We start from the raw sequence: 5,808 nt of genomic DNA, 5'->3' as shown, positions 1-5,808 counted from the left end.
GTACTGGGAGCCGATTTTGTACTGCGCTCAGCTCGCTGAGCCCGATATTTTCCTAGCCGCAGAATTTTCAAGCTGGCAGTGAATTGATTGTGTTGACAACTGGATTTGTGATATTCTACTGCCAAAATAGATAAAGACTGAATAAAAAGGTGATTTATTTGTCCAGACGCAAAAATGAAGTCAAAGATTATCGCACTCAAGTAATTTCTGCACCTGAAGCAGCGTTATTATTGAGAATGCCCGAACGTTCATTTTTTAGGCTCGTCGAAACAGGAACAATTCCCAAATCCAGCGACGGTGAGTATATTCTCGGTGAAGTGGTAGAGTCATATTGGCGCAGTCAATTCGATCCTGAAAGTCTCAAAGCTGCTCAAACTCGACTAGTTACAGCACAGGCCGAACTCAAAGAATTAGAACTCGCCGAAGAACGCGGGGAATTACACCGAGCCTCAGCAGTTGTTAAAGTCTGGACTGATAACGTTTCGAATGCTAGAACAAGATTGCGCTCAATCCCCGTTAAAATCGCGCCTGAATTAGTCGGACAAAATTTGCTAGTTATACAGGAAAAATTGAAATCAGTGATAGACGAGGCCTTAAAGGAGTTAGCAGAGTATGACGGAAGACGAATCACGAGTACAGCAGCTATTCTTGAATAATAATACTGTTTGGCTGCCCCCGCCGGATTTGAAAATTTCTCAGTGGGCTGATAGATTTCGCCGAATTCTCATTGAAGCCAGCGCAGAGCCCGGACAATGGCGGACTTCAAGAGCTGAATATCAACGTGAAATTATGGACGCAATTTCTGATACCTTAATTGAACGCGTTGTAGTAATGACAGCTGCTCAGGTCGGCAAGACTGAAATTTTGCTGAACGTCATCGGTTATTTTGTTGATCAAGAGCCAAGCCCTATTTTAGTGCTTAATCCTACGCTTGATATGGGATTGAGTTTTTCTAAGGACAGACTCGCGCCGATGATTCGAGACACGCCTGTTTTGAGCGAAAAAGTGAAAGATCCCCGCAGTCGTGATTCTGGTAATACTTTAATGCATAAAAAATTTGTTGGAGGTCATATCACGATTGCTGCAACAAATTCGCCGGTTTCATTAGCTGCTAGGCCGATTAGGATTTTGCTTTGTGATGAGGTTGACCGCTACCCAGTTTCAACGGGTAAAGAAGGCGATCCCTTGACTCTAGCAATTAAGCGTACACAAAATTTCTGGAACAGGCGAATTCTTGAAGTCAGCACGCCTACACTTTTACAGACATCAAATATTTATAAAGATTTTGAGTTAAGCAGCAAAGAAGAATGGTGCGTACCTTGTCCGACATGCGGAGAATTTAACGCGTTTTCATGGGAGCAGATAAAATATAAGGACTTGCCCGAACCTGTTATGACTTGCGTTAAATGCGGCAGTGTTCACAATGAAGTTGAATGGAAAGCAGGACAGGAGCGCGGGAAGTGGATAGCCAGCAATCCGGACGAGAAAAAGATACGCGGCTTTCATATGAATGCTTTTGCATCCCCGTGGGCTACTTGGAGCGGCCTAATTAAGGATTATCACGAGGCTTTACACAAGGGCGAGGAGGGCATAAAAGGCTGGTGGAATACAGCTTTAGGACTTCCATATGAAGCGACAGAAGGCACAATTGAAGTTGAGGCTTTAGAGTCTCACCGTGAAGAATATAACGCAGAATTACCGGACGGCGTATTAGTTCTCACATGCGGAGTAGACACACAAGATGACAGGCTTGAATGTGAAGTAGTAGGCTGGGGCGTTGGCCATGAATCATGGGGCATAGAGTATCGCGTATTTTATGGAGATCCGGGACAAAAAGATGTCTGGCAGGCTTTAGATGATTTCTTGCTAAAAACTTGGAGTTATTCGGACGGTGAGAGATTAGGAATTGCTTGTGTCTGCATTGACAGCGCGGGACATTTCACTGATGAAGTATACAAATTCTGCAAACCTAGAGCGAGACGAAATATTTTCGCGATTAGGGGAATGAGATTTTGACATTGCGATTATTTATGAGATAACGACAAGAATTTAAGAAAGATATTTATAACAATAATAATTTTATAAAGAAGGAGTTTAATATGCCGGATTGGAGTGAAATTATCAAGGAAATACAAATTTTTGAGATAGCAACTAATTTTGACATAGTTAGGCGAAAATATTTAAAAAAACTTTCCGAGTACACAAAACGCAATATAATTGCTTATTATTCTTCATGGCTTACTAAACAATCTGTTCAAAATCTCGATATAAATGATTCTGATATGAATGGTTTTATGAACTGTGTACATAACATGGATTGCACAAAAGGATTGAATTTAATTCTACATACTCCCAGAGGTTCGCCAGTTGCTGCTGAAGCTATTATTAATTATTTAAGGAAAAAATTTTCTTCTGATATTCGCGTTATTGTCCCTCATCTTGCTATGTCAGCTGGAACTATGATTGCATGTTCAGCAAAGAAAATTATCATGGGAATACAATCCAGTCTCGGACCTATTGACCCTCAATTTAATGGCATTCCAGCGTACAATATAATGTCTGAATTTCAGGAAGCAAAGGATGATTTACTTAACAACCCTGCTAATGCACAATATTGGGCTATTAAGTTACAACAATATCCTGCAGCTTTTATGAAAACTGCTATTGATGCAATAAACCTTTCGACAGAACTCGTTAGAGAGTGGCTTGGCTCATGCATGTTTAATAAAAATAAGGAAGAAGATAGAGCTGTTATTGATAAAATTATTGCAAATCTTAATGAGCATGATTCTTCAAAAAGTACACAACAGACATTTCAAAGCTAATTTTTGCAAGGAAATAGGACTACATGTTGATATGTTGGAAGATGATAATACTCTTCAAGATTTAGTTTTATCAGTACATCATGCTTATGTAATAACTTTTGGTTCTACACCAGCTTTTAAAATTATTGAAAATCAAGATAGTAAAGCTTTTATTTCTACTTTGCAACCCATACCTACGCCTATGAGGTGATAGAAAGTCATGCAAAAAAATATAATTCACGATGAAATTACTGCTCTTTATCAAATTTGCGGTATTAATGCAACAGCTCATAATATAGTGAGAAATACTATGAATACTGGGAATCTAAACATAATATTTTAATCATAATTTCTACAACATGCTATCTTCTGATAGTGCTAACCGTTTGCGTTGTGAATGATTTATAAAAAATTTGTGTAGTCATTACTTTATATAAAATCTTAAAACCGAAATGGTCCGGAAATTAAAACGCGTAAGTACTCTATTTTAGTGCATTCATAGAATAAAAATTTTTTATAAGCGTTTCGGGCTGGTTCTCGACTTCAAAATCTCCAGCTGAAGACATAACGGACAATCTCGAATTATTGCGGGAACGTTCACGGGACTTATACGCAGGTGGCGGGCCGCTCGGTCGAGGTGCAATAGATAGAATCGTGCTTGATTCAGTCGGGCCGGGACTTACTCTTAATTGCAGGATCGGAGCTGACTCACTGGGACTCACTGAAGAACAGGCCGCAGAATGGGAAGAAGAGCGCGAATTTTGTTTCTGGGCAGATAGTAAAAATTGCGATATTACACGCTATATGAATTTCTACGAGCTTCAATCTTTGTGATTCAAGTCAGTATTACTCAATGGCGACGCGGTTGTGCTTTTACCCATGAGGAAGACTCGCAATTTTCCGTACGATTTAAGAATTTCACTCATTGAGGGCGACAGGCTGCACGATCCATTTTTTAAGCCCTATGGAGTACTAATTGACGGAGGAGTCGAATTCAACGATGACGGCACACCTACGGCGTATTATATTGCAAATCGTCATCCTGACAGTGAACTTGCCGGGCAAAAGAGGCTCGAATATACAAGAATTCCGGCATTCGGTCATTTATCAGGACGGAGAAATATTTTGCATTTACTACCATTTGAGCGAATTGGACAGCACAGAGGAGTCCCATTCTTAGCACCTGTGATTGAGACTTTAAAGCAATTAGGTCGATATTCTGACGCTGAACTCATGGCAGCAGTTATCGGGGGGATTTTCGCGATATTTTTCGAGCATGAGCCGCGAGACGAGAACGATGACCAGTTAGGCGGCGAGAATTATGCAAATGATTTAGGAATTCAGGAAGAAAACGAGGCTCTTGACGACTGGAAGAAAAATTTATCCACTATCGGAATGAATGACATGTACGGAATGATCGCGGATTTGCCGTTAAGAACTAAGCCCGTTTCAGTCTCACCTGCACGGCCTAATACAGCATTTGAGGCGTTTGTTATGGCTCTTGTGCGTCAAATAGGGAGCGCGCTGGGAATTCCCGCAGAAGTATTATTCTTAAATTTTGAGAGTTCATATTCAGCGAGTCGCGGTGCATTACTAGAGGCATGGAAATTATTTAATTACTGGCGCAAATGGTGGTCAAATAATTTCTGTCAGCCGATTTATGAAGAGTGGCTATCTGAGGCAGTCCTAAAAGGTAGAGTCAAGGCTCCGGGATTCTTTGATGATCCCATGATTCGTTATGCCTACTCGTGGGCAGAATGGAACGGGCCGAGTCAGGGACAATTAGACCCAGTAAAAGAAGTCAACGCGGCAATTTTACGTGTAGAAAACGGCTTCAGCACAAGACAGCGAGAGACAGCAGAACTCACCGGCGGGGACTGGGAATTAAATCACCGTTAACGAATAAAAGAAGAAAAATTACGTCGTGAGGCAGGATTTGCAGACACAGGCACTATAAAAGATACTGACTCAGACGAGAAAGACAGGAGATGACACTGCTAAATGTTTAAAGTTACAGCAATGGGCAATAACGCGGCTGAAATTTTGCTTTATGACCAGATAGCGGACTTTGACTCCGACAAATGGGGACTCATCAGCGCAAAAGGTCTCATAAATAAAATTAAAGACTTAGGGCAAATCGAAAATATTACACTACGAATTAACAGCGTGGGCGGTGATGTTTTCGAGGCTCAGGCGATTTATAGCTATCTCAAATCACATCCGGCAAATATAACGGTCAAAGAGGCATTAAAGCTCAAATTCTGCGATGAGGTCGGAGAAAGCGTGAAAATTTCAGCAATTACAACAAAAACAGGCGGTTTTGTCTGCATAAATAAATCAGGGCTTTCAAGGCTTGATGATTTCATGCGAGCAAAATTACCGGCAAATTTTAAAGTTTTACAGGAGTGGGATTTACCCATGCCAGAAAATACACAAAATCAGGTTATACAATCAGCTCAAAATGGGGCAAATTCGGCGAATTACGGGACATAAAACGCTCAAAATGGGACACAAAGCGGACGAAATAAAAAGTCGTTCGAGGCTGGTTACAGCAAGGGAATTGAGGCCGAACGCGAAAGGATAAATTATTAGTGGATAATAGTCAATAAAGTGGACAGAAACAGAGAAAAAACTAAATTTTTGTCCAAAATTTTGCTTCTTTATCATTAGGAGAAAATCCATTATTAGCGCTATGAGGTCGTTTAGTATCATAAAATCCGTCAATATAAGACATTATAGACTGCTTCACGTCTTCTAATTGCAAAAACTTTCGCCTACTTATTTCCTCTTTCTTCAAAAATTTAACAAAAGACTCTACAACTGCATTATCATATGGACAAGCAACATTTGAAAGTGATTACGAAAAATTTATGTTATCAAGTAATTATCGGAATTCATCAGAAATATATTGTGTTCCGCGATCAGAATGAAATAATACTCTTTCAGGATGTCCACGTAAATTCATGCTTTAAGCAGAGTATCATATACTAATTTTGTATTTTGC

The 5,808-nt window shown here is 40.1% G+C and carries 7 protein-coding genes and 1 pseudogene; 7 read left to right on the top strand and 1 reads right to left on the bottom strand.

Features of this window, described 5'->3' with window-relative positions; translation table 11 throughout:
- The first annotated feature begins 158 nt into the window (after positions 1-158).
- The 7 genes from IJS99_04790 (at position 159) to IJS99_04760 (ending at position 5,297) form a co-directional block, all read left to right on the top strand.
- Entirely contained in the window at positions 159-656 is a 498-nt protein-coding gene (locus IJS99_04790) for a hypothetical protein (GenBank protein MBQ7561132.1), read from the top strand.
- The gene (locus tag IJS99_04785; GenBank protein ID MBQ7561131.1) at positions 613-2,016 is read left to right on the top strand and encodes a phage terminase large subunit family protein; all 1,404 of its coding nucleotides are present in this window, start codon (positions 613-615) and stop codon (positions 2,014-2,016) included. Before IJS99_04790 ends, IJS99_04785 begins: the two co-directional genes overlap by 44 nt.
- Positions 2,017-2,099: 83 nt before the next feature.
- The gene (locus tag IJS99_04780; protein MBQ7561130.1) at positions 2,100-2,825 is read left to right on the top strand and encodes a hypothetical protein; all 726 of its coding nucleotides are present in this window, start codon (positions 2,100-2,102) and stop codon (positions 2,823-2,825) included.
- 31 nt (positions 2,826-2,856) lie between these two features.
- Positions 2,857-3,015 (top strand): hypothetical protein, encoded by a 159-nt coding sequence (locus IJS99_04775; GenBank protein ID MBQ7561129.1) that lies wholly within the window; start codon positions 2,857-2,859, stop codon positions 3,013-3,015.
- A 305-nt stretch (positions 3,016-3,320) separates the two neighbouring features.
- A complete protein-coding gene (locus IJS99_04770; GenBank protein MBQ7561128.1) occupies positions 3,321-3,638 on the top strand; it encodes a phage portal protein in 318 nt (105 codons plus the stop codon).
- Between the two features lie 45 nt (positions 3,639-3,683).
- Entirely contained in the window at positions 3,684-4,703 is a 1,020-nt protein-coding gene (locus IJS99_04765) for a phage portal protein (protein ID MBQ7561127.1), read from the top strand.
- A gap of 102 nt (positions 4,704-4,805) precedes the next feature.
- Complete coding sequence (locus IJS99_04760; GenBank protein ID MBQ7561126.1) at positions 4,806-5,297, top strand: ATP-dependent Clp protease proteolytic subunit; 492 nt, start codon at positions 4,806-4,808, stop codon at positions 5,295-5,297.
- 139 nt (positions 5,298-5,436) lie between these two features.
- Here the strand turns inward: IJS99_04760 and IJS99_04755 are convergent.
- Positions 5,437-5,649, bottom strand: a pseudogene (locus IJS99_04755) (integrase core domain-containing protein).
- Positions 5,650-5,808 lie beyond the last annotated feature (159 nt).

This window comes from Synergistaceae bacterium, assembly GCA_017444345.1.
Taxonomy (GTDB): Bacteria; Synergistota; Synergistia; order Synergistales; family Aminobacteriaceae; genus JAFUXM01.
The sequence above is the reverse complement of the archived record's forward strand: the minus strand, read 5'-3'. Positions and strand labels throughout refer to the sequence as shown.

What these genes read in the sequence shown, in the direction of transcription:
- IJS99_04785 (MBQ7561131.1), top strand. Translation starts at nt 613, where the DNA reads ATGACGGAAGACGAATCACGAGTACAGCAGCTATTCTTGAATAATAAT.
- IJS99_04780 (MBQ7561130.1), top strand. Translation starts at nt 2,100, where the DNA reads ATGCCGGATTGGAGTGAAATTATCAAGGAAATACAAATTTTTGAGATA.
- IJS99_04775 (MBQ7561129.1), top strand. Translation starts at nt 2,857, where the DNA reads ATGTTGGAAGATGATAATACTCTTCAAGATTTAGTTTTATCAGTACAT.
- IJS99_04765 (MBQ7561127.1), top strand. Translation starts at nt 3,684, where the DNA reads ATGAGGAAGACTCGCAATTTTCCGTACGATTTAAGAATTTCACTCATT.
- IJS99_04760 (MBQ7561126.1), top strand. Translation starts at nt 4,806, where the DNA reads ATGTTTAAAGTTACAGCAATGGGCAATAACGCGGCTGAAATTTTGCTT.